This is a genomic window from Mycolicibacterium pallens (genome assembly GCF_019456675.1).
Classification (GTDB): Bacteria; Actinomycetota; Actinomycetes; order Mycobacteriales; family Mycobacteriaceae; genus Mycobacterium; species Mycobacterium crocinum.
This window is the reverse complement of sequence record NZ_CP080333.1, coordinates 5,168,205-5,188,158: the sequence shown is the minus strand read 5'-3', so window position 1 is coordinate 5,188,158 and position 19,954 is coordinate 5,168,205. Positions and strand designations below refer to the sequence as shown.

General features: G+C 66.9%; 23 protein-coding genes. 10 read left to right on the top strand and 13 right to left on the bottom strand.

Going from position 1 to position 19,954, the window contains the following annotated elements; genetic code table 11:
• Positions 1–6: 6 nt before the first annotated feature.
• Positions 7–660, top strand: a complete 654-nt coding sequence (locus tag K0O64_RS25275; protein ID WP_071950289.1) for a TetR/AcrR family transcriptional regulator — start codon at positions 7–9, stop codon at positions 658–660.
• On the opposite strand, the gene K0O64_RS25270 is transcribed toward K0O64_RS25275, so the two are convergent.
• From K0O64_RS25270 to K0O64_RS25235, 8 genes are all read right to left on the bottom strand, one after another.
• Positions 648–1,394, bottom strand: a complete 747-nt coding sequence (locus K0O64_RS25270; RefSeq protein ID WP_071949091.1) for an amidohydrolase family protein — start codon at positions 1,392–1,394, stop codon at positions 648–650. The two genes, K0O64_RS25275 and K0O64_RS25270, sit on opposite strands and share 13 nt — an antisense overlap.
• Positions 1,391–2,953, bottom strand: a complete 1,563-nt coding sequence (locus K0O64_RS25265; protein WP_096312322.1) for a GMC family oxidoreductase — start codon at positions 2,951–2,953, stop codon at positions 1,391–1,393. Before K0O64_RS25265 ends, K0O64_RS25270 begins: the two co-directional genes overlap by 4 nt.
• Positions 2,953–3,144: a ferredoxin gene (locus K0O64_RS25260; protein WP_071949093.1), complete on the bottom strand. Its 192-nt coding sequence runs from the start codon at positions 3,142–3,144 to the stop codon at positions 2,953–2,955. The genes K0O64_RS25265 and K0O64_RS25260 overlap by 1 nt, the downstream gene beginning before the upstream one ends.
• A 13-nt stretch (positions 3,145–3,157) precedes the next feature.
• Positions 3,158–3,583, bottom strand: a complete 426-nt coding sequence (locus tag K0O64_RS25255; RefSeq protein ID WP_096312321.1) for a hypothetical protein — start codon at positions 3,581–3,583, stop codon at positions 3,158–3,160.
• The gene (locus K0O64_RS25250; protein ID WP_096312320.1) at positions 3,583–4,110 is read right to left on the bottom strand and encodes a hypothetical protein; all 528 of its coding nucleotides are present in this window, start codon (positions 4,108–4,110) and stop codon (positions 3,583–3,585) included. The genes K0O64_RS25255 and K0O64_RS25250 overlap by 1 nt, the downstream gene beginning before the upstream one ends.
• A complete protein-coding gene (locus K0O64_RS25245) occupies positions 4,107–5,462 on the bottom strand; it encodes an aromatic ring-hydroxylating oxygenase subunit alpha (RefSeq protein WP_096312319.1) in 1,356 nt (451 codons plus the stop codon). The genes K0O64_RS25250 and K0O64_RS25245 overlap by 4 nt, the downstream gene beginning before the upstream one ends.
• A gap of 154 nt (positions 5,463–5,616) precedes the next feature.
• Positions 5,617–6,810, bottom strand: a complete 1,194-nt coding sequence (locus K0O64_RS25240) for an integrase core domain-containing protein (protein WP_071942352.1) — start codon at positions 6,808–6,810, stop codon at positions 5,617–5,619.
• A 99-nt stretch (positions 6,811–6,909) separates the two neighbouring features.
• Entirely contained in the window at positions 6,910–7,548 is a 639-nt protein-coding gene (locus K0O64_RS25235) for a hypothetical protein (RefSeq protein ID WP_096312318.1), read from the bottom strand.
• 51 nt (positions 7,549–7,599) lie between these two features.
• Between K0O64_RS25235 and K0O64_RS25230 the strand changes: the two genes are divergently transcribed.
• The 4 genes from K0O64_RS25230 (at position 7,600) to K0O64_RS25215 (ending at position 11,862) form a co-directional block, all read left to right on the top strand.
• Positions 7,600–8,490, top strand: coding sequence for a phosphoribosylaminoimidazolesuccinocarboxamide synthase (locus K0O64_RS25230; protein ID WP_071949098.1), 891 nt, complete (start codon positions 7,600–7,602; stop codon positions 8,488–8,490).
• Complete coding sequence (locus K0O64_RS25225) at positions 8,487–10,604, top strand: S9 family peptidase (protein WP_071949099.1); 2,118 nt, start codon at positions 8,487–8,489, stop codon at positions 10,602–10,604. Before K0O64_RS25230 ends, K0O64_RS25225 begins: the two co-directional genes overlap by 4 nt.
• Positions 10,601–11,089: a glutathione peroxidase gene (locus K0O64_RS25220; protein WP_071949100.1), complete on the top strand. Its 489-nt coding sequence runs from the start codon at positions 10,601–10,603 to the stop codon at positions 11,087–11,089. The genes K0O64_RS25225 and K0O64_RS25220 overlap by 4 nt, the downstream gene beginning before the upstream one ends.
• A gap of 68 nt (positions 11,090–11,157) precedes the next feature.
• The gene (locus K0O64_RS25215) at positions 11,158–11,862 is read left to right on the top strand and encodes a DUF2334 domain-containing protein (protein ID WP_071949101.1); all 705 of its coding nucleotides are present in this window, start codon (positions 11,158–11,160) and stop codon (positions 11,860–11,862) included.
• On the opposite strand, the gene K0O64_RS25210 is transcribed toward K0O64_RS25215, so the two are convergent.
• Together K0O64_RS25210 and K0O64_RS25205 are read right to left on the bottom strand one after the other, a co-directional pair.
• Complete coding sequence (locus K0O64_RS25210) at positions 11,851–12,657, bottom strand: SDR family oxidoreductase (RefSeq protein ID WP_096312317.1); 807 nt, start codon at positions 12,655–12,657, stop codon at positions 11,851–11,853. The two genes, K0O64_RS25215 and K0O64_RS25210, sit on opposite strands and share 12 nt — an antisense overlap.
• Positions 12,658–12,684: 27 nt before the next feature.
• The gene (locus tag K0O64_RS25205; protein ID WP_164520140.1) at positions 12,685–13,323 is read right to left on the bottom strand and encodes an MBL fold metallo-hydrolase; all 639 of its coding nucleotides are present in this window, start codon (positions 13,321–13,323) and stop codon (positions 12,685–12,687) included.
• On the opposite strand from K0O64_RS25205, the gene K0O64_RS25200 reads away from it, so the two are divergent.
• Genes K0O64_RS25200 through purQ form a run of 3 tightly spaced genes read left to right on the top strand, consistent with a single transcriptional unit; the run spans position 13,322 to position 14,979 of the window.
• A complete protein-coding gene (locus K0O64_RS25200) occupies positions 13,322–14,014 on the top strand; it encodes an ATPase (protein WP_225933543.1) in 693 nt (230 codons plus the stop codon). The genes K0O64_RS25205 and K0O64_RS25200 overlap by 2 nt on opposite strands.
• A 51-nt stretch (positions 14,015–14,065) precedes the next feature.
• A complete protein-coding gene (gene purS / locus K0O64_RS25195; RefSeq protein ID WP_071949104.1) occupies positions 14,066–14,305 on the top strand; it encodes a phosphoribosylformylglycinamidine synthase subunit PurS in 240 nt (79 codons plus the stop codon).
• Complete coding sequence (gene purQ, locus K0O64_RS25190) at positions 14,302–14,979, top strand: phosphoribosylformylglycinamidine synthase subunit PurQ (protein ID WP_071949105.1); 678 nt, start codon at positions 14,302–14,304, stop codon at positions 14,977–14,979. The genes purS and purQ overlap by 4 nt, the downstream gene beginning before the upstream one ends.
• Positions 14,980–14,983: 4 nt before the next feature.
• Here the strand turns inward: purQ and K0O64_RS25185 are convergent, their stop codons facing one another.
• Both K0O64_RS25185 and K0O64_RS25180 read right to left on the bottom strand, forming a co-directional pair.
• Positions 14,984–15,781: a family 1 encapsulin nanocompartment shell protein gene (locus tag K0O64_RS25185; RefSeq protein ID WP_096312316.1), complete on the bottom strand. Its 798-nt coding sequence runs from the start codon at positions 15,779–15,781 to the stop codon at positions 14,984–14,986.
• Positions 15,781–16,803, bottom strand: a complete 1,023-nt coding sequence (locus K0O64_RS25180; protein ID WP_096312315.1) for a Dyp-type peroxidase — start codon at positions 16,801–16,803, stop codon at positions 15,781–15,783. Before K0O64_RS25180 ends, K0O64_RS25185 begins: the two co-directional genes overlap by 1 nt.
• Before the next feature lie 42 nt (positions 16,804–16,845).
• Between K0O64_RS25180 and K0O64_RS25175 the strand changes: the two genes are divergently transcribed.
• Positions 16,846–18,117: a M18 family aminopeptidase gene (locus K0O64_RS25175; RefSeq protein ID WP_096313018.1), complete on the top strand. Its 1,272-nt coding sequence runs from the start codon at positions 16,846–16,848 to the stop codon at positions 18,115–18,117.
• Between the two features lie 6 nt (positions 18,118–18,123).
• Here K0O64_RS25175 and K0O64_RS25170 read toward each other — a convergent pair whose 3' ends face one another.
• Positions 18,124–18,516: a nuclear transport factor 2 family protein gene (locus tag K0O64_RS25170; RefSeq protein ID WP_071950292.1), complete on the bottom strand. Its 393-nt coding sequence runs from the start codon at positions 18,514–18,516 to the stop codon at positions 18,124–18,126.
• Between the two features lie 142 nt (positions 18,517–18,658).
• Here K0O64_RS25170 and K0O64_RS25165 point away from each other — a divergent pair, with 142 nt between their 5' ends.
• A complete protein-coding gene (locus K0O64_RS25165; protein WP_096312314.1) occupies positions 18,659–19,954 on the top strand; it encodes a cation:proton antiporter in 1,296 nt (431 codons plus the stop codon).

Below are 19,954 nucleotides of genomic sequence, written 5' to 3'. Positions count from 1 at the left end.
GAAGCGATGGCGAAACCCAAAGGTGCAGCGTCGGCCAATTCCTCGCTCCTCGGCCGGCCGGTGGGCGCCAACAGCGAGGAGACGAGGCGGCGGATCCTCGAGGCGACGATGCGCTGCGTCGCCGAGGTCGGTTACTCCCGAACGACGATCCGCGAGATCGCCCGCGAGGCGAACATGACCAGCGGCAGCCTCTATCACTACTTTCCGAACAAGGCCGAGCTGGTCAAGGCGACGTTCGACGAGGTCGCGACCATCGCGGTGCCGAGGCTCGAACAGGCCGCCGAGGAGAACGCCGCGACGCTGGACAAGCTGATGGCCGTCCTGGACGAGAGTGTGCGGGTGATGCAGGACTACCCGCTTGCCGTCGCCTTCGACCGGGCCATCCGGGCCGAGAGCCCGCAGCACCTGCATCTCGCCGAGAACAGCGACTCTCGATTCGTGGCGCTGCGCAACCTGATCCGCGACATCCTCGAACAGGGGGCCCGCGAGAAGGTGTTGGGGCGCGGCGTGGAGGTGGAGAGCGCGGCCGACGCGGTGTACCTGGTCTTCCGAGGCCTGAACGAATACGCCGCCAGCGCACCACCTCCCGCGGAATACCACGCGACGGTCGCCGCGCTCAAACAGCTGCTGCGCGGCCAGTTGTTTTCTCAGAGCCGGTAGAAGGCTCGCGCGTTGGCGCCAAGCACCGCATCGACATGGTCGGCGCCGACGGCATCGGCAATGCGCTCGATATCGCTGTCCTGGAACGGGATCGCCGCGCGGGTCGAGGGTAGGTCGCTGCCGAAGATCAGGGCAGCGGGATTCGTGGTCACGATGGCGCGCATCAGGGCATCGGGATCGGTGACGCTGATCCGGCCGAATCCTGTTGCCTTGACCACGGTTCCGGACTCGACCAGACGCAGCAGCGTCCCGCGCGTATCGTCCGACATGGCCAGGTGGTCGATGCTGATCTGTGGCAAGGGTGCCAGGATGGGTTCGAGTTCGGCGAAGTCGGCGGCGTCGAGGTAGAACTCGGAATGCCAGCCGGCCACGTCGTGCACGCGCCGGGCGAGGGTGTCCACGTCGTCGAGTGTTGCCGAGCCGCCGCGGTACAGATTGAACCGAACTGCCCGGACACCGGCGCGGTGCAACGCGAGAATGTCGTCGTCCGTCGTATCGACCGGGAGCTGGGTGACGCCGACGAATCCTGAACCGAGCTGCACCAGAGCATCTTTCAGATAACTCTGGTCGAAGGCCTGGAAGGACCCGCTGACCACCGCACCGCCGGTCACGTGCAGCGGTTCGACCCGCCTGCGGTAGTCGGCAACGCTGAACGCCTCCGGCAGGTAGCCGTTGTTGGGCACCAAGGGAAAACGTGGATCGATGATGTGGAAGTGAGCGTCAAAGAGGCTCACTGGTCGGCCTTGACGAAGTCGGCGCACCGCTCACCGACCATGATGGCCGGCGCGTTGGTGTTGGCCCGCGGAATGCACGGGAACACCGATGCGTCGGCCACCCGAAGCCCGTGGACACCGCGCACTCTGAGTCTCTCGTCGAGCACACTGTGGGGATCGCTGCCCATGGCTGCCGAGCAGGCGGGGTGCCCGGTGGTCGCGACTGAACCGCGCAGCCAGGCCTCGATCTGAGCGTCGGTGACGACATCCGGTCCGGGGTGCAGTTCGGTGGTGATCACCGAGGCGAACGGCTCGGCGGCGACGATCTCACGGGTGCGCCGCACAATGCGGATGAACGCCGCGACATCAGCGGGATCGGCCAGCGTGTTGAGCCGGATCTCCGGTGGCGCATGCGGATCCGCCGATTGCGCCATCACCGTACCGCGACTCTTTGGCGTCCAGAAGGACTGCAGGACCGAGGAGGCGCGACGCAGCTCGCGTTCCATTGCCACCAGGTTGACGTAGCTGGGGGAGTGGATCAGCTGGAAGTCCGGCGCGGGCAAGCCGGGATCGGATCGGACCTGCGCGATGGCCTCCATCGCGTTGCTGGTGAACTTCCCGGTGCGGCGAAGGATCCAGCGCAGCAACCACTGTGGCTTCTGCGCATCCGACAGTCCGACGAACCCGAGCCGCACATCCCAACTCATCGCCGCCGCAGGATGATCGGTGAGATTGGACCCGACCTTGGGGCTTTCGACGGCGGGTGTGATTCCGACGGTCCGGAGGTGGTCGGCGGCGCCGATTCCGGAGAGCTGCAAGAGGTGCGGCGTGCCGTAGGCGCCGGCCGACAGAATGATCTCGCGGTTGGCGTTGACGATGTGCCGCTGTCCCTTGCGCTCGTACTCGACACCCACCGCACGGCCGTCGCGCAACACCACGCGATGCACCAGGGCACCGGTCACGACCGCGAAGTTCGAACGTCGGCGTGCCGCAGAAAGATACGCCCGCGCGGTGTTCCACCGCTGGCCCTTCCAGACCGTCACCGGCGCGATGGACGATCCATCGAGATCGGGTCCGCCGATGTCCTCGTTGGCGCTGACACCGGCGGCCCGCGCGCTGTCGAGCCAGCGGATGGACGTCACGTCGGGCTCCGGCAGCCGTGTGATGCGCACCGGGCCGGATGTCCCGTGGGTCGGGCCGCCGAGGTAGTGCGACTCGATGCGTCGGAACACCTGCTCGACATCGGACCAGCCCCAGCCGGGCAGGTCCCAGCCGTCGTAGTCGATCCGGGTGCCGCGTATCCACACCATCGCGTTCATCGAGCTGGTGCCACCGAGGACCCGGCCGCGCGGTTGCGGAATGATCCGGTTGTCGCATGCCGGCTCGGGTGCGGTGCGGTAGTCCCAGTCGGTGGGGCCGCCCATCTGTGCGGCGAAGGCCAGCGGTGCGCGGACCGTCAGCCGGCGGTCGGAGCCGCCCGCCTCCAACAGCAGGACGCGCGACGGTCCTTCGGCCAGGCGCGCGGCGACGGCACAGCCGGCCGACCCGGCCCCGATCACGACGTAGTCGTAGTCGGCCACTAGCCTTCCGCGCTGATCGCGTGCTCCGGGCAGTCCTGCACGGCTTTCACGACGAGATCTTTGAACTGGTCGGGAATCTCGTCGAGCACGACTTCGGCATAGCCGTCAGCAGTCCAGGCGAATACGTCCGCGCAGGTCGACACGCAGTCGCCGTGGCCGGCGCAGCGGTCCGGATCGACCGAAGCCTTCATCGGTTCCCTATCGTCAGATCTCGACACCCTCGTAACTGGCGAGCATATCGGGATCGGGTAGGGCCATTTGGAGATATACGTCGATACGGGTGATCTTCCCGCGTTCGTCGAACTCATAGACCGACACCGAGTTCACCGAGTTGCTGAATTCGCCGATTCGGCTGTGCTCTTCGAGCTCCAGGAACACCGCGTTGCCGGCCTCGGTGACCCGCTTGAATTCCGACTCCCACTCCGAGGACGCCGCCCAGTTGGTCAGGAACGCGACGTAGGTGTCCCAGTCCATCACCTCTTTGAAGTTGCCTACCCGCACGAAGTTCTGCGTGTCGATGAGCTCGGCCAGCGGCGCCCAGCTGTCGGCGGTGAAGCCCGGTTGTTTGGCCTCGTCAACCAACCGCTTCATCAACCGGCTGTACTCCAGCACGGTGTCCGATGGGGTCATCAGACGGTCAGCCCCTCTTCGGCCAGCCGGCGATCCAACGCGTCGGTGTATTCGTGGGTTCCGTGGAATGGGCCGTGCACCCCGATCGCGACGTCGAGGAAGTCGCTGTACTCACTGTTGATGTGGGTTTCCCAGCGCACGACCTCACCGTTGTCGTCGGTGTCGATGAAACTGTATGAGTAGAAACCCATTACAGTGCCGGTGTCCTTGTTGGTGCCCTGCCAGCGCGTCTTCATCACGAAGCCGTTATCGGCCGGCCAGTGCTTGAAGTCGACCGGTTTCCAGTCGGGGAAACGCAGCGAGTAGACCTTGGCCTCCATGGTCGACGCGCGGGCGGACTCTTCGGGGAACTCGCTGAGCTTGAATGCCTCGTCGCCGGTGAAGTACGGCGAGGCATACATGCAGTCCGGGTGGAACTTCCAGACGTCGACGAACTTTTCGCCGTCCTGCACACCCTGGCGCAGGTAGGCGTCACCGTAGGCCCGAGCCATCCGATTGTGTAGGGCGATGCGGTCTTCGAGGTTCACTGTGCTGCCTTTCCTGCCATCCATCGGTCCATGGTGTCGTGAAATTTTGCGACGACGATCTCTTCGTTCACCAGCATCAGGTGATCGAGGTTCTCGTTGCGCAGGCCGGACTGTTGACGCTGCATCTGCTCGTAATCCTGTTGCAGCGCTTCGAAATACTTGTAGCTGCCGGGTTCGTCGACCTCGGTCAGGTCCACGGTGAAGGCGTCGGCCATCTCGGGTGGCAGATACATGTAGCTCGCCACATGCCAGATGCACCGGTTGGGGTCCCCGTCCGGGTGCGGCCTGGCCAGGATCACGTGGCACTCGCCGGCCCGGATGGTCATCATGAAGTTGGGGAACAGAAACCAGCCGTGGTTGTCGCTCATCTGAGCATCGGTGAGGCCGCTGACGTCCAAGCCCATCTCGGTCAAGTGCGCACGGGTAGCCTTCTGCAGCAGCGTGCGCGCCGTGACACCGTCGGGGAAGTCGATCGAGCCGTCGTCCGCGGTGTACTCCTTGACGAGTTCCTGGAAGCGCGGGATCACCGCGACCGTTCCCGGGAAGGTCTCGGGCAGCGACAGCGTGCCCTCGACCTGCTTTTCCGGGGTGGCGCCCACGACCTCGAAGGGGGCCATCGCGATGGTGTGGTTCTCAAAGAACTTGTAGCGCGTGGTCTCAGGCTGAATGTTGAGCACTGCCAACAGTTGTGGGTGCACACCATTGACGTGATAGCCCTCGTTGAAGGCGTCCATCACGACTTTCCAGTTGCAGTCCAGCGCTTCTCGGACGTTCATCACCGTGGACATCAGTTCGAGGTGATACGGCGCCAGCGTCGCCATGGCCTCCTCGCCGATCCACTCCGCGAGCGGTTGGGCCTCGGGATCCGGGTTGATGAAGACGAAGCCGCCGAAGGTGTCGACCGGAACCGCGATCAGCGAGTTGTCGCTCTTGTCGAGGCCGCCGGCGTTCTCTTCCCGCAGCAGTCCCTTGAGTCGGCCGTCGAGGTCGTAGGACCACAGATGGTATTGGCACAGGAAGCCGCGCTTGGCGTTGCCGGTGCGACCCTGGCAGAGGGCATTGCCGCGATGCCGGCAGGCGTTGACGAAGCCGCGCAGTTGCTCGTCCTTGCCCCGCACGATCAGGAAGGACTGGTCGTAGAGCTTGTATTCCATCCAGTCGCCGACCTTGGGCAGGTCGTCGATCCGGCCGGCGATCTGCCACGTCTTCATCCAGATCGCCGCGCGCTCACGGTCGGCGTACTCGCGAGATCGGTAGCGGTCGGTTGAGACCTGAGACCTGAAGCTCCCCGCGAGATCTTCGAGTCCCGGTGCGTGCTCGACCCATTCACCGGGCAGGGCTGTAGACGTCATCGAGCGACCTCCCTGAGGCAGTAATCAATCATTTGATTAATTACTTTGCGATCGTGGAGCCGCGGTGTCAAGGTTTGGCGCGCTAACCGGGGTACAGCTCCGTGTGGTGTCTCGGGACATCGCTGACACTTATGTCTCGGGACATCGCTGACATTCATGATGTCGGTTTGGGTTCGCGGGTGCGGTAGGTCCGGGTGGTTTTGTCGCTGCGCTGGTAGTTGCGAGTGGGGTCGGCGGTGAAGGATCGGACCAGGGCCGTGCCGCTGAGGATGGTGATGTGCTCGCCGTCGCGGATGACGTCGCAGTCGTGGCCGGCCCAGCGCAGTCCGACGTTGACTTTGTAGGGCGCGACGAAGATGTATCCCGAGGTTTCGCCAACCGTGTGGCGGCTGACCATAACTGGGGCCGGTACCGGTCGGTCAGCGGGCCGGGCCTTGGCGGTGGCGTGGAATACTTCGGCGGGGGTGGCGCCTCGGTGGGCGCGGTGGGGCCGCTGGTGGTTGTAGAAGCTGCGGAACTGCTCGAGCAGGGCGTTGAGCTCGTCGAGGGTGGCGGCGGGGTCGCGGGCGGTGAGCCATTTCTTCAACGTCTTCCAGGACCGTTCGATCTTGCCGCAGGTCTGCGGGTGAAATGGCGCCGAATTGATGGTCCGCACGCCCAGTGCCCGCAGGTTGGTCTCAAACGCCGATTCATAGGCGCGGAACCGTCCGGTGTAGACAAGTCCGTTGTCTGACAACGACATCGACGGAATCCCGCATTCGTCGATGCCGGCCAGGATCACCTCCCAGACCAGCGCGGCGTCGGCATCACCAGCGCAGGCACGCAACCCCACCATGTAGCGGGAGTGATCATCGAGACTGCCCGCGATACCCACCGCAGCGCCATCGGCCAGCGCCCAACCGGTCCAATCGGACTGCCAGCACTCGTTGGGCCGATCAAAGACGAACCGCTTGGTCGCCGACTTCGGGCGTTTCTGCGGCTGCGGGGTGATCGCCCCGCGGCGGGTCAGGACCTGCCACACCGTCGATACCGACGGCACCGCGGCACCGTCGCGCTGCAGCGACCACACGATCGACTGGGCGCCGTGATCGAGGCCCTGCTCAATCAACTGCTTGCGCCGCAACACGATCAGTTCCTCGATCTCGACCGGAGTCTGACCCGGACACCTCAACGGACGCCGCGAGAGCTCCTGCAGCCCCGCGATACCGTCCTCGCGGAATCGTCGGCGGTACTTGTAGAACGTCTGCCTACTGATACCGCTATCGCGGCAAAACTGCGCCACGTTCTCGATCTGCCCGGCCAATGCTGCAGCCATGCGAATGTCCATCGCCGTCACCTTCTGGGCCATGAACCATGCTGGTCCCAGCCACTACCCAGGTGTCAGCGATGTCCCGAGACATACAACTGTCAGCGATGTCCCCGAACAGAACAAGGGGTACAGCTCCGGTTATCGCGCCGAAGTCCGCCAGTAGCGCGGCGCGGCGACGCCTGCCGAGCGCAGCTCGAGTGCGGCGAGCCCGCGAATCGCATACGGATCCTCGCGCCGCCAGGCGCCCACGGGGTCCACGTTGACCTCGGTGAGCTTGCGCAGTGGCCGGTTGGCCAGCGCCCGCAACGCGAGCAGTTGTTCGCCAGCGGGTGTGCGGGTCAGGGCGATGACCGTCCACTTGCGGCGGAAGAACCGGATCCGCAGGAACAGCCACGGCATGCCGATCGCGAGGATCGGCGGCGCGGCCACCGCGATCGCGAGCAACACCGCCAGCCAGGTGGCTGTGGTGTCGAGGTTGTGCCCCGCGCCGGCCAGGTCCAGGGCGGCCTCGCTGGCCGCCCGCAGCGGCTTGGCGACAGTGTCGCCGACCAGCGGGATCTTGTGCGCACTGTCGCCGGCGGAGTGCAGGTTGTCCGAGATGCCGGTCGCGCCGTCGTTGACCTGGCGGCCGACGTCGGCGATCGTCGCGACCGCGCTGTGCACCCCGAGCCCGACCAGAACCCACACCGTGATCCACAACGCGACGGCCATGTCGCTGACCAACTGTCCGAGCAGCCGGCCCGGGGTGGTGGCGTAGGGCAGGAAGCGCGATCTCATGGCTTGATCCCAGCACAATCGCGCCGGGTCAGCGGCCGTTAGGCTGACGCGATGCCCCGCCCCGCTCTGAGCGACTATCAGCACCTGGCCAGCGGTAAAGTCCGCGAGATCTTTGCCATCGACGACGAGCACCTGCTGTTCGTCGCCAGCGACCGGATCTCGGCCTATGACTACATCCTGGACAGCCTGATCCCCGACAAGGGCCGCATCCTCACCGCGATGAGCGTGTTCTTCTTCGACTACATCGACGCGCCGAACCATCTGGCCGGCCCGCCCGACGACCCGCGGATCCCCGAGGAGGTCCTGGGTCGTGCGCTGGTGGTGCGCAAGCTCGAGATGGTGCCGATCGAATGTGTGGCCCGCGGTTACCTGACCGGCTCGGGCCTGCTGGACTACCAGCGCGACGGCACGGTCTGCGGCATCGCGCTGCCGCCCGGCCTGGTCGAGGCGAGCAGGTTCGACACTCCGCTGTTCACCCCGGCGACCAAGGCCGAGATCGGCGAGCACGACGAGAACATCTCGTTCGACCGGACCATCGAGATCGTCGGCGCGGTGCGCGCCAATCAGCTGCGCGAGCGCACGTTGCAGATCTATATGCAGGCCGCCGACCACGCCCTGACCAAGGGCATCATCATCGCGGACACCAAGTTCGAGTTCGGTGTGGACGCCGACGACCGGGTGGTGCTGGCCGACGAGGTGTTCACTCCGGACTCCTCGCGGTACTGGCCTGCCGACACCTACACAGTGGGGCAGGTGCAGCCCAGCTTCGACAAGCAGTTCGTCCGCAACTGGCTCACCGGCCCCGAATCGGGTTGGGACCGTTACGGTTCCACGCCTCCACCGCCGCTGCCCGACGACATCGTCGCCGCCACCCGCGCGCGCTACATCGAAGCCTACGAACGCATCTCGGGACTGTCGTTCGCCGACTGGATCGGAGCATGAGCATGAATCCGCCCATCGCCAAGCGGGTCGACACCGAGCGTGTTTTCCACGAGGACGTCTTCGTCGACCCCTACGAATGGCTGCGCGAGAAGTCCGATCCGGAGGTCATCGCACACCTCGAAGCCGAAAACGCCTACGCCGATAAGGCCACCGCCCATCTGGAGCCGCTGCGGCAGAAGATCTTCGACGAGATCAAGGCGCGCACCAAGGAGACCGACATGTCGGTTCCCACCCGCCGCGGTGAGTGGTGGTACTACGGCCGCAGTTTCGAAGGCAAGCAGTACGGGGCGCACTGCCGCTGCCCGGTCGCCGGGCCGGACGATTGGAATCCGCCGGTCTTCGACGAGGACACCGAGATCCCCGGCGAGCAGGTGCTGCTCGACGAGAACGCCGAGGCCGACGGATACGAGTTCTTCTCCCTCGGTGCCAGCAGCGTGAGCATCGACGGTCACCTGCTGGCCTACTCGGTCGACACGGTCGGCGACGAGCGATACACGCTGCGGTTCAAGGACTTACGCACCGGTGAGCTGTACCCCGACGAGATCGCCGGAATCTCCTCCGGCGTGACGTGGGCAGCGGACAATGCGACGGTCTACTACACGACGGTCGACGAGGCCTGGCGCCCCGACACCGTGTGGCGCCATCGGCTCGGCTCCGGGCAGCCCGACGAGCAGGTTTTCCACGAACCCGACGAACGGTTCTGGGTCGGCATGGGCCGCACCCGCAGCAACAAGTACGTGATCATCGCCGCCGGCTCGGCGATCACCTCGCAGGTGTGGTTCGGTGATGCCGCCGACCCGAACGCGGAGTTCATCTCGGTGCTGCCGCGCCGCGACGGCGTCGAGTATTCGGTGGACCACGCCGTGATCGGCGGTGAGGACCGATTCCTGATCCTGCACAACGACGGTGCGGTCAACTTCACCCTCGTCGAGGCGCCGGTCAGCGACCCCACCGACCAGCGCACATTGATCGAGGCCCGCGACGATGTCCGTCTCGACGGCGTCGACGCCTTCGCCGACCAGCTGGTGATCAGCTACCGTCGCGAGGCGCTGCCGCGAATCCAGTTGTGGCCCATCGGCGCCGACGGGTACGGCACCCCCGAGGAGATCGCCTTCGACTCCGAGCTGGCCTCGTCCGGCTTGGCGGGCAACCCGAACTGGTCGACGCCCAAACTGCGGGTCGGCACCACCTCCTACGTGACGCCGCTGCGGATCTACGACCTCGACCTCGCCACCGGCGAGCGCACCCTGCTGCGCGAGCAGCCGGTGCTCGGCGGTTACCGCCGCGAGGACTATGTCGAGCGCCGCGACTGGGCGCTCGCCGACGACGGCACCCGCGTCCCGATCTCGATCGTCCACAAGGCTGGCATCGAATTCCCCGCTCCCACAGTGCTGTACGGCTACGGGGCCTACGAGTCGTCCGAAGACCCGCGGTTCTCGGTGGCGCGCCTGTCGCTGCTCGACCGCGGCATGGTCTTCGCCGTCGCCCACGTCCGTGGTGGCGGCGAGATGGGGCGGCTCTGGTACGAGCGCGGCAAGCTGCTGGAGAAGCGCAACACGTTCACCGACTTCATCGCGGTGGCACAGCATCTCGTCGACACCGGCCTGACCCGGCCGCAGAACCTGGTAGCCCTCGGCGGCAGTGCGGGTGGTCTGCTGATGGGCGCGGTCGCGAACCTGGCGCCGCACCTGTTCGCAGGGATTCTCGCGCAGGTTCCGTTCGTGGACCCGCTCACCACGATCCTCGACCCGTCGCTGCCGTTGACGGTGACGGAGTGGGACGAGTGGGGAAACCCGTTGGAGAACAAGGACGTCTACTTCTACATGAAGTCCTATTCGCCGTACGAGAACGTCGAAGCCAAGGAGTACCCGGCGATCCTGGCGATGACGTCGCTCAACGACACCCGGGTGCTCTACGTCGAACCCGCGAAGTGGGTTGCCGCGCTTCGGCACACCAAGACCGACGGCCATCCGGTGCTGTTGAAGACGCAGATGGCCGCAGGCCACGGCGGAATCAGCGGCCGCTACGAGCGGTGGAAGGAAGCAGCGTTCCAGTACGCGTGGCTGCTGGCCACCGCCGGGGCCGAAGAGCACGAGGTAACCTCACCGGCATGAGTCTGACCGACATCCCGCTGACCACGCTCGACGGCAAGCCCACCTCGCTGGGCGACTACGCCGACCGGGCCATCCTGCTGGTCAACGTCGCGTCCAAATGCGGCCTCACCCCGCAGTACAGCGCGCTCGAGCAGTTGGCCCGCGACTACGGGGACCGCGGCCTGACCGTGATCGGGGTGCCCTGCAACCAGTTCATGGGGCAGGAGCCCGGGACGGCGGAGGAGATCCAGACGTTCTGTTCCACCACCTACGGTGTGACGTTCCCGCTGTTGGCGAAGACCGATGTCAACGGCGACGACCGGCACCCGCTGTATGCCGAGCTCACCACTGTCGCCGACGGCGACGGCAAGGCCGGCGACATTCAGTGGAACTTCGAGAAGTTCGTGATCGCACCCGGCGGCAGGGTGGTCAACCGGTTCCGTCCGCAAACCGAGCCGAACGCCCCCGAGGTGGTCGCCGCGATCGAGGCGGTCCTGCCGGGCTGAACCGAATGGTTGCCTGACCTCAAGCTGGCAGACACCGTCCGGACACCTGGAATTGCCACACTGCGGGAGTGGCTGGACAACTCATCGTGTCGGTGTCTGGGATCAATGACCGGACGCTGGGCGAGGTCGACGAGTTCGCCCGTGCGCTCCAGGGTCGCGGGGTTCCGCTGTCGCTGCTCGTCGCGCCCCGGCTCAAGGACGGTTATCGCCTGGAGTCCGACCCGCGCACCATCACCTGGCTGACTCACCGCCGCGCCGGCGGTGACGCGGTCGTGTTGCACGGGTTCGACGCGGCCGCCACGAAGAAGCTGCGCGGTGAGTTCGCCACGCTGCCCGCGCACGAGGCCAATCTGCGGCTGATGGGCGCCGACCGGGTGCTCGAACACGTCGGCCTACGGACCCGGCTGTTCGCCGCTCCCGGGTGGACGGTCTCCGCGGGAACAGCATTCGCGCTGCCGCGCAATGGGTTTCGGTTGCTGGTCGACCTGCACGGCGTCACCGACCTGGTCACCGGCGCCACCAGCCGAGCCAGGGTGGTCGGCATCGGTGAGGGATTCGTCACCGAACCCTGGTGGTGCCGCACGCTGGTGCTGTCGGCCGAACGCACCGCCCGCCGCGGCGGCGTGGTCCGATTGGCCGTCACCGCAAAGCAATTGCGCAAGGTCGGGCCGCGGCAGGCCATGCTCGACGCGGTCGACCTGGCCCTGATGTACGGCTGCACGCCGACGGTGTACCGCTGGGATCCGGAGATCCCAGCCAGCTCAGCTGCGTGAGCCGGAGCCACTCGCCGTCGTCGCCATCCCGCCGTCGACCGGGATGATCGCCCCGTTCACATAGGAGCCGGCCCGGCTGGCCAGGAAGATCGCGATGCCGGCCATATCGTCGTCGCGGCCGATGCGCTGCAGCGGCGACGAAGCCGCGATCGCGTCACCGAACGCGTCGAGCGTGGCGGCCATCATCTTCGACTGGAACGGGCCCGGTGCGATGGCATTAGCCGTGATGTGTTGCGGGCCAAGCTCTTTGGCGAGCACCCGGGTCAGCTGATGCACGGCTGCCTTGCTGGCCGAATAGGAGTAGGTGTGCATCACCGGTACGTGGATACCGTCGATGCTGCCGATGTTGATGATCCGCGCCGGGTCATCGTGCGTGCCGGCCTTCCGCAGCGCGCCGACCAGCTCTTGCACCAGCCAGAACGGCGACTTCACGTTGAGGTCGAGAACCTTGTCCCACGCCGAGGCCGGAAACGACTCCAGCGGTTCGCCCCACGTCGCACCGGCGTTGTTGACCAGGATGTGCAGCGTGTCAGTGCCGGCGAGGACCTCGGCGGCCAGCCGCTTGCACTCCTCCTGGCGGGAGAGGTCGGCCGGGATGGCGCGGATGGTCCCGAATTCGGAGAGTTCGGCGACGACCTGCTCGCATTTGTCGGCCTTGCGGGAACTGATGATCACCTCCGCGCCGGCCTGCAGCAGGCCGCGCGCGATCATCACCCCGATGCCGCTGCTCCCGCCGGTGACCAGAGCGGTCTTCCCGGACAGTCCGAACAGCTTGGTCAGGTCGGCTTCACTCAACTCAGATGCCTTTCGCAGCAGGAGATTTCAGAACCGGAACGAGTTCTCTTCCGGCAACACCCGGAAATCGGTGTCGGTCATCTCGGTGAGCCGACCGTAATAGATCCCACGCGCCTCGGGCGCCACCACCCCCTGGTGGATCGGGACGGCGTGCTCCGGTGCGACGGCCCGTAGATAGTCCACCGCCTCGGAGATCTTCATCCACGGTGCCGCCGCGGGCGTGGCCAGCACGTCGACCGGCTCGCCGGGTACGAACAGCGCGTCACCGGGATGCATCAGCCGGGCCGGGTGCTCGGCATCGCCGACCAGATACGAGATGTTGTCGATGATCGGGATCTCCGGGTGGATGACCGCGTGCTTGCCGCCGACGCCGCGGATCCAGAGACCGGCCACGTTCAGCTCGTCGCCGACGTGCACCGCGCGCCACGGTTCACCGAGCTCGGCCGCGGTCGCCGGGTCGGCGTAGAGCACCGCGTTCGGATTGGCTTCCACCAGCGCCGGCAGCCGTTCGCGGTCCGCGTGGTCGGGGTGTTGGTGGGTGATCAGGATCGCCGAGAGGCCCGTCACGCCCTCGAAGCCGTGCGAGAAGTTACCCGGATCGAACAACAGCGTGGCGCCATCGAACTCGGCGAGAAGACATGAATGCCCGAAATGAGTCAACTCCATGCTTACGATTGTGCGCGCACCGGAAGGCGTCGAATACATGCGGTTGGTCATCGCGATGATGCTGGTGGCCTGCGGGCTCACCGTCCCACCGCACGCTGCCGCCGATTCCGACACCTGCCCGCCCAATTGCGACAGCATTCCCGACGCGGCGTGGATCGCCCCGTGGGCGATGCCGCTGAACGCCCGGTACACCTGGCCTCGGCTCTCCGGAGTGGCGGTCACCGCCGTCGCACCGCGGTTCCGGTTCGAGGAGCTGTGCGGGTCACCGCCGGTGGCCGACGATCCGCGCGCCTACGCCGTCGCCGAACGCGCGACCGTGGCGAATCCCGACGGGCAGTGGCAGCTGCAGGCCACGGTGATGCACTGGCGTGGCGAGACCTGGCGTGGGGGGCAGCTCGCCGACGACGTCTTCCACCACGCCGTTACCGCGCTGCGGTCCTGTCAGCGCACCAATCCGTCGACCTCCCCGTCGTTGACCTTCGACGGCTACGACCGGGTGGCCGCCGTGATCAGCGGGCCGGTGATCCTGCGCCAGTACATCGTGGCCACTCCGGCCAACAGCACGGTGACGGAACTGGCGATGTGGTCAACCGCACCTCCGCAGACGCCATGGCCGATGGGCAGCGATGAAAGCCTGCTCGACGCGCTCGGCGCGCCGCTGTGCACCGCCTACATCGGGTCCTGCGGGTGAGCCGCCGGTAGAGTTGACCCGCAATAGTCGTCGACGTCAGCAGGAGCGCCTGTGGCCCGTGTAGTGGTCAACGTGATGCCCAAAGCCGAGATTCTCGACCCGCAGGGTCAGGCGATCGTCGGTGCGTTGGGCCGGCTGGGACACGCCGGTATCTCAGATGTCCGGCAGGGCAAGCGATTCGAGCTCGAGGTCGATGACTCGGTCAGCGACTCCGCGCTCGCCGAGATCGCCGAGTCGCTACTGGCGAACACGGTGATCGAGGACTTCACGGTCACCCGGGACCCCTCGTGAGCGCCCGCATCGGCGTCATCACCTTCCCCGGCACCCTCGACGACGTCGACGCGGCCCGGGCGGTGCGGCTGGCCGGCGCCGAGGCGGTCAGCCTGTGGCACGGCGACGCCGACCTCAAGGGGGTCGACGCCGTGGTGGTGCCGGGCGGCTTCTCCTACGGCGACTACCTGCGCTGCGGCGCGATCGCGAAGTTCGCGCCCGTCATGGGTGAGGTCATCATGGCCGCGAACAAGGGCATGCCGGTGCTCGGCATCTGCAATGGCTTCCAGGTGCTGTGCGAGGCCGGGCTGCTGCCCGGCGCGCTGACCCGCAACGCGGGACTGCACTTCATCTGCCGCGACGTCTGGCTGAAGGTGGACTCGATCACCAGCGCGTGGACCTCGCGCTACGAGTGGGGCGCCGAGCTGCTGGTGCCGCTCAAATCGGGCGAGGGTCGCTATGTGGCCAGTGAGGCCGTGCTCGACGAACTCGAGGGCGAGGGCCGGGTGGTGTTCCGCTACATGGAGAACCTCAACGGCTCGATGCGCGACATCGCGGGCGTCAGCTCCCCCAACGGCCGGGTGGTCGGGCTGATGCCACATCCCGAGCACGCCACCGAAGCGCTGACCGGCCCGTCGGACGACGGGCTCGGCATCTTCTACTCGGCGCTCGACGCGGTGCTGGCCGCGACCTAGCGGCTCAGGCGGTCAGCGCGACCGAGGCTTCGGCGGTGTAGCAGAGGAACGTCATCGTCTCCTGCAGGTACAGCTGCACGGTGTCGGCGTCGTGACTCAGGTAGCCGATCGCGACGTCGGTGCCCAGCTGCAGGTCGAAGTCGCCGCCACGGGTGCTCAGCAGGAACGCGCCGTCGATCGCGGGCGCCCAGATGATGTCGCCGTCCACCAGCCGGTTGAGGTGCTCGCGGATCGGATAGCCGTGCTCGGTGGTCTCACTGACCTTGGTGTAGGCGTCGGCGGACAGCAGCACCGAGTAGGGTCCGTCCACACCGGCGAGCCGCAGCTCGGACAGCGCCTGGGCGAAGACGTCGGGGTATTCGCGGGCGTCCTCGGGCAGGGCCAGCGCCGGGTTGGAGCTGCACATCCGGATGCCGTCGATCGCGGCCTCTTTGTAGCCCTCGAAGATCGCGCGGTCCTCGATGAACGCCAGCTTCTTGGCGGCGGCCTTGACCGGATCCCAGTCGGAGTCCTGCGCGCCGCGCTCCACATCGTCGATTGCGGTGCGCGACACCGTGAACGGCACCCGCAACCGAACCAGCGGCTTGGACTCGCGAAGGTGCGCCACCACACCGTCGGCCGGCGCCGCCACATCACGCAGGTGGCCGGTGCTCACCGCCGCCGTCACCGGACCGCCCGGCTCGCTCACGTCGACGACGCGGCGGCCGGCGATATGCCGCTTGAATGTGCGCGAAGCCTCCAATTCGATTTCGCTCCAAGCTGATTCGGTGATCGGAGCGAGCTCGCGGTAGAGGTTGTTCATCAGGGCTGTCCTTTCAGGCTGCCGATCGCCAATGAGCCGTCGGAAGTGGGGGCGGGTGCCGGGGGAGCTGCGTCGTCGTCGCCAAAGCCCGGCCTCGGCGGCGGATCGTTGAGGAAATCGGTGATGGGCGTGAAGAACAGGGCGCCGGTGACCGCGGTGGAGAAGTCCAGGATCCGGTCGGTGTTGCCGGGCGGGTCGCCGATGAACATGTTCTCCAACATCTTCTCGGTGACATCGGGCGAACGCGAGTAGCCGATGTAGTACGTGCCGAACTCGTCCTTGCCGATCTCCCCGAACGGCATGTTGTGCCGGATGATCTTGAGCTCGTTACCGTCGTCGTCGGAGATCACGTTGAGGGCGATGTGGGAATTCGACGGTTTCACGTCGTCGGGCATCTCGATGTCCTCGAGCTTGGTGCGACCGATCACGCGCTCCTGCTCGGTCACCGACAGTGCGTCCCACGACGTCATGTCGTGCAGGTACTTCTGCACGTGCACGTAACAACCGCCCGTGAAATCCGGGTCCTCGTCCCCGATCTGGCTGGCGCTCACCGCAAGTGGGCCGTCCGGATTCTCGGTGCCGTCGACGAAGCCGAGCAGATCGCGGTTGTCGAAGAACTTGAAACCGTGCACCTCGTCGACGATCGTGATCGCCCCGGCCATCGCCTTGACCACCCGGCCGGCCAGCTCGAAGCACACGTCGAGCACCTCGGCGCGGATGTGGAACAGCAGATCGCCCGGGGTGGCCGGGGCGTGGTGCCGTGACCCGTGCAGCTCGACGAACGGGTGCAGATCCTTGGGTCGCGGTCCGGAGAACAAGCGGTCCCACGCCTCGGATCCGATCGAGGTCACCATCGACAGGTTCTTCGACGGATCGCGAAACCCGATCGCGCGCACCAGGCCGGCGAGGTCCGGCAGTGCGTCGTGCACGGCGGCCTCACCGCCCTCGTTGATCGTGGCCACCAGGAAGATGGCGGCGGGTGTCAGCGGAGCCAGTACCGGTTGGGGTAGCGGGGAGGGCACCGCTTGACCCTAACGAAAATGATGTCGGCGATGATGGTGAACATGTCTACAGCGGCCAGCGCGCAGGGTTTGTGCGAATTCATCGACGCGTCGCCGTCGCCGTTCCACGTCTGCCAGACGGCTGCCGGACGGCTGCGCGACGCCGGCTACACCGAACTCGCCGAGACCGACCGGTGGCCCGATCGGGGCGGCCGGTACTTCACAGTGCGGGCGGGCTCGCTGGTCGCATGGGACAGCAGCGATCCGAGTCGCGCCTTCCGCATCGTCGGCGGCCATACCGACAGCCCGAACCTGCGCGTCAAACAGCATCCGGACCGGGTGGTGGCGGGCTGGCGAGTGGTGGCGCTGGAGCCGTACGGCGGGGTGTGGCTGAACTCCTGGCTGGATCGCGACCTCGGGGTCAGCGGCCGGCTTTCGGTGCGGGACCGCGGCGCCGACGGCGGTGTGTCGCACCGGCTGGTGCGCATCGACGCGCCGATCCTGCGGGTGCCGCAGCTGGCCATCCACCTCGCCGAGGACCGTGCGGCGGTGAAGCTCGATCCGCAGCGCCACGTCAACGCCGTGTGGGGTTTGGGGGATACGCCACGGTCGTTCCTCGCCTACGTCGCCGAACACGCCGACGTGGACCCGGCCGACGTGCTGTCCGCCGACCTGATGACCCACGATCTGGCCCCGTCGGCGTTGATTGGCGCGGACGCCGAGTTCGTCAGCGCCCCGCGGCTGGACAACCAGGGCACCTGCTACGCCGGGCTGGAGGGGTTCCTGGCCGCCGAGCCGGGCGGCTATCTGCCCGTGCTGGCGCTGTTCGACCACGAGGAGGTCGGCTCGACGTCGGATCACGGTGCGCAGTCGGATCTGTTGCTGACCACGCTCGAGCGCATCGTGCTCGCGGCCGGTGGTGACCGCGAGGACTTCCTGCGCCGGCTGACCGCGTCGATGGTCGCCTCCGGCGACATGGCGCACGCGACGCATCCCAACTATCCCGACCGCCACGAACCCGGGCACCTGATCACCGTCGACGGTGGGCCGGTGCTCAAGGTGCAGCCGAACCTGCGCTACGCCACCGACGGGCGGACCGCGGCCGCCTTCGAGCTCGCCTGCCGGCAGGCCGGGGTGCCGCTGCAGCGCTACGAGCATCGCGCCGATCTGCCGTGCGGATCGACGATCGGGCCGATGACGTCGGCGCGCACCGGCATCCCCACCGTCGACGTGGGGGCACCGCAATTGGCCATGCACTCGGCCCGTGAACTGATGGGCGCGGCCGACGTCATCGCGTATGCCGCTGCGCTGCAGGCGTTTCTGGCGCCGCGGTAGCCGCGCTCAGCCGGGAAACTCGGCCGGGTCGTAGCGGATGACGTTTTCCACCACGATGCCGTCACGGGTGCGAACGCGGTCGATCCCGCGGATGCTGAACGGTCCGCGCGGACCGGTCGCGGTTCCGACGTAGTGTAGGAACACCAGTTCCTCGTTCGCCGATGTGCCGGGAACCGTTGCGCTGTCGATCAATTCGAGCCTCAGATCGGGATAGGCCGCCAGCAGGTCGGCGATCTTCTGCGTGTAGCCGTCGAGGCCCCGAACCGGTTCCTGCTGACCGGGCCAGTAGCCGACGATGTCGTCGGCCAGGATGTCCTGCCCGGCCGATAGCTCGGGCGCGGCCCAGAACGCGGCCCACATCTGCGCGCTGAACCTGGGCGTGGTCTGGATGTCGGTCATGGTCGCCTCCTGCGTCGGGCGCTCGGTGTCGAGCGCGTCACCGTCAGCTTCTCGCCGTCGGTGTGCCGGCTCAATTACCCGGGAGGTCATGCCGGTTACCCCGGCGCGCGAAGGCCGGGTGTCTGCGGAAAGATGCGTTGCTGTGGTGCAGTCGCTGATCGCGCTCTCGCTGGTGCTGGCGGTCTGGGCGCTGCTTGCCCGACCGATGCAGCGGGGCCGGATCACCGCGCCGATCCTGCTGGTCGTGGTTGGGGCGGGCATCGAGTACGGCACGTACCACGCGGTGGCAGACACGTTGAACTCCCAGGTCGCCCAGCATCTGGCGGAACTGATCCTGGCGGTGCTGGTCTTCGTCGACGCCACGGATGTGCGCGGCGGGCTGCTGGGTCGCGATCCCAAGTCGGCATTGCGGTTGCTGGGTGTCGGCCTGCCGCTCAGTATCGGGCTGGCCTTCGTCCTGGGCTGGTTGCTGTTGCCAGGCGTCACCTGGCCGGTGCTGCTGGTGCTGGCCTGCATCGTGGTGCCGACCGATTTCGCGCCCGCGTCCCAAATCCTGCGCGACGCACGCATTCCCGAGCGGGTGCGCGATCTGCTCAACGTCGAGGCGGGCTACAAAGACGGAATCGTCGCGCCGGTGCTGGTTTTCGCGCTGGCACTGGCATCGGGTCCGGACGACGAGGAGCCGCCGATGGAGGCGCTGGCCGAGGCGCTTCCCGAGATCGGCATCGCCCTGGTCGTCGGCCCGGCGGTCGGGTGGCTGCTCGGCAGGTTGGCCAACGCCGCCGACCGCCGCAACCTGATGACCGAACAGTCCAAGCGGATCATCTATGTGGCCGCGCCGCTGCTGTCCTACTCGCTGAGTGTGGGCCTGGGCGGTAACGGGTTCGTGTCGGCGTTCCTGTGCGGGATGGCGCTGAACTATGTGCGCAAGATCCGGCGGGCTGGGGGTACCGCCCCGCCGAAGGCTAGGGGGAGAGCGGAGCGACCCGGGGATTTGGCTGAGCACAAGCGCCGGGAACTGGAACTCATCGGCGACGTGGCTGTGCTGCTCACCGCGTTCATGTGGTTCGTGGTGGCCGGGATCGGCGTGATCGCGCTCATGTCGGGCGGTGTCACGTGGGGCATCGTCGGCTACGCGGTCGTCGCCGTGACCCTCGTCCGGCTGATCCCGGTGATGTTGGCGCTACTCGGATCGAGAATGGACCGGCGCGAACGGCTGCTGGTCGGCTGGCTGGGACCCCGGGGCACCACCTCGATCGTGTTCGGTCTATTGGCGTTCAACGTGCTCGAAGGCGGTATCGAGAAGCAAGTGCTGTTGATCATGGTGCTGGTGGTGTTGAGCAGTGTGGTGGTCCACGGCTTGTCCGCCGGGGGCGTCGCGCATGCGTTCGCTCGAAGCCAAGCGCGACGACGCGGCATCGCGCAGGTGCGCCACTAG

What these genes read in the sequence shown, in the direction of transcription:
- K0O64_RS25275 (WP_071950289.1), top strand. Translation starts at nt 7, where the DNA reads ATGGCGAAACCCAAAGGTGCAGCGTCGGCCAATTCCTCGCTCCTCGGC.
- K0O64_RS25260 (WP_071949093.1), bottom strand. Translation starts at nt 3,144, where the DNA reads ATGAAGGCTTCGGTCGATCCGGACCGCTGCGCCGGCCACGGCGACTGC.
- K0O64_RS25255 (WP_096312321.1), bottom strand. Translation starts at nt 3,583, where the DNA reads ATGACCCCATCGGACACCGTGCTGGAGTACAGCCGGTTGATGAAGCGG.
- K0O64_RS25245 (WP_096312319.1), bottom strand. Translation starts at nt 5,462, where the DNA reads ATGACGTCTACAGCCCTGCCCGGTGAATGGGTCGAGCACGCACCGGGA.
- K0O64_RS25240 (WP_071942352.1), bottom strand. Translation starts at nt 6,810, where the DNA reads ATGGCCCAGAAGGTGACGGCGATGGACATTCGCATGGCTGCAGCATTG.
- K0O64_RS25235 (WP_096312318.1), bottom strand. Translation starts at nt 7,548, where the DNA reads ATGAGATCGCGCTTCCTGCCCTACGCCACCACCCCGGGCCGGCTGCTC.
- K0O64_RS25230 (WP_071949098.1), top strand. Translation starts at nt 7,600, where the DNA reads ATGCCCCGCCCCGCTCTGAGCGACTATCAGCACCTGGCCAGCGGTAAA.
- K0O64_RS25225 (WP_071949099.1), top strand. Translation starts at nt 8,487, where the DNA reads ATGAGCATGAATCCGCCCATCGCCAAGCGGGTCGACACCGAGCGTGTT.
- K0O64_RS25220 (WP_071949100.1), top strand. Translation starts at nt 10,601, where the DNA reads ATGAGTCTGACCGACATCCCGCTGACCACGCTCGACGGCAAGCCCACC.
- K0O64_RS25200 (WP_225933543.1), top strand. Translation starts at nt 13,322, where the DNA reads ATGCTTACGATTGTGCGCGCACCGGAAGGCGTCGAATACATGCGGTTG.
- K0O64_RS25205 (WP_164520140.1), bottom strand. Translation starts at nt 13,323, where the DNA reads ATGGAGTTGACTCATTTCGGGCATTCATGTCTTCTCGCCGAGTTCGAT.
- K0O64_RS25185 (WP_096312316.1), bottom strand. Translation starts at nt 15,781, where the DNA reads ATGAACAACCTCTACCGCGAGCTCGCTCCGATCACCGAATCAGCTTGG.
- K0O64_RS25175 (WP_096313018.1), top strand. Translation starts at nt 16,846, where the DNA reads ATGTCTACAGCGGCCAGCGCGCAGGGTTTGTGCGAATTCATCGACGCG.
- K0O64_RS25170 (WP_071950292.1), bottom strand. Translation starts at nt 18,516, where the DNA reads ATGACCGACATCCAGACCACGCCCAGGTTCAGCGCGCAGATGTGGGCC.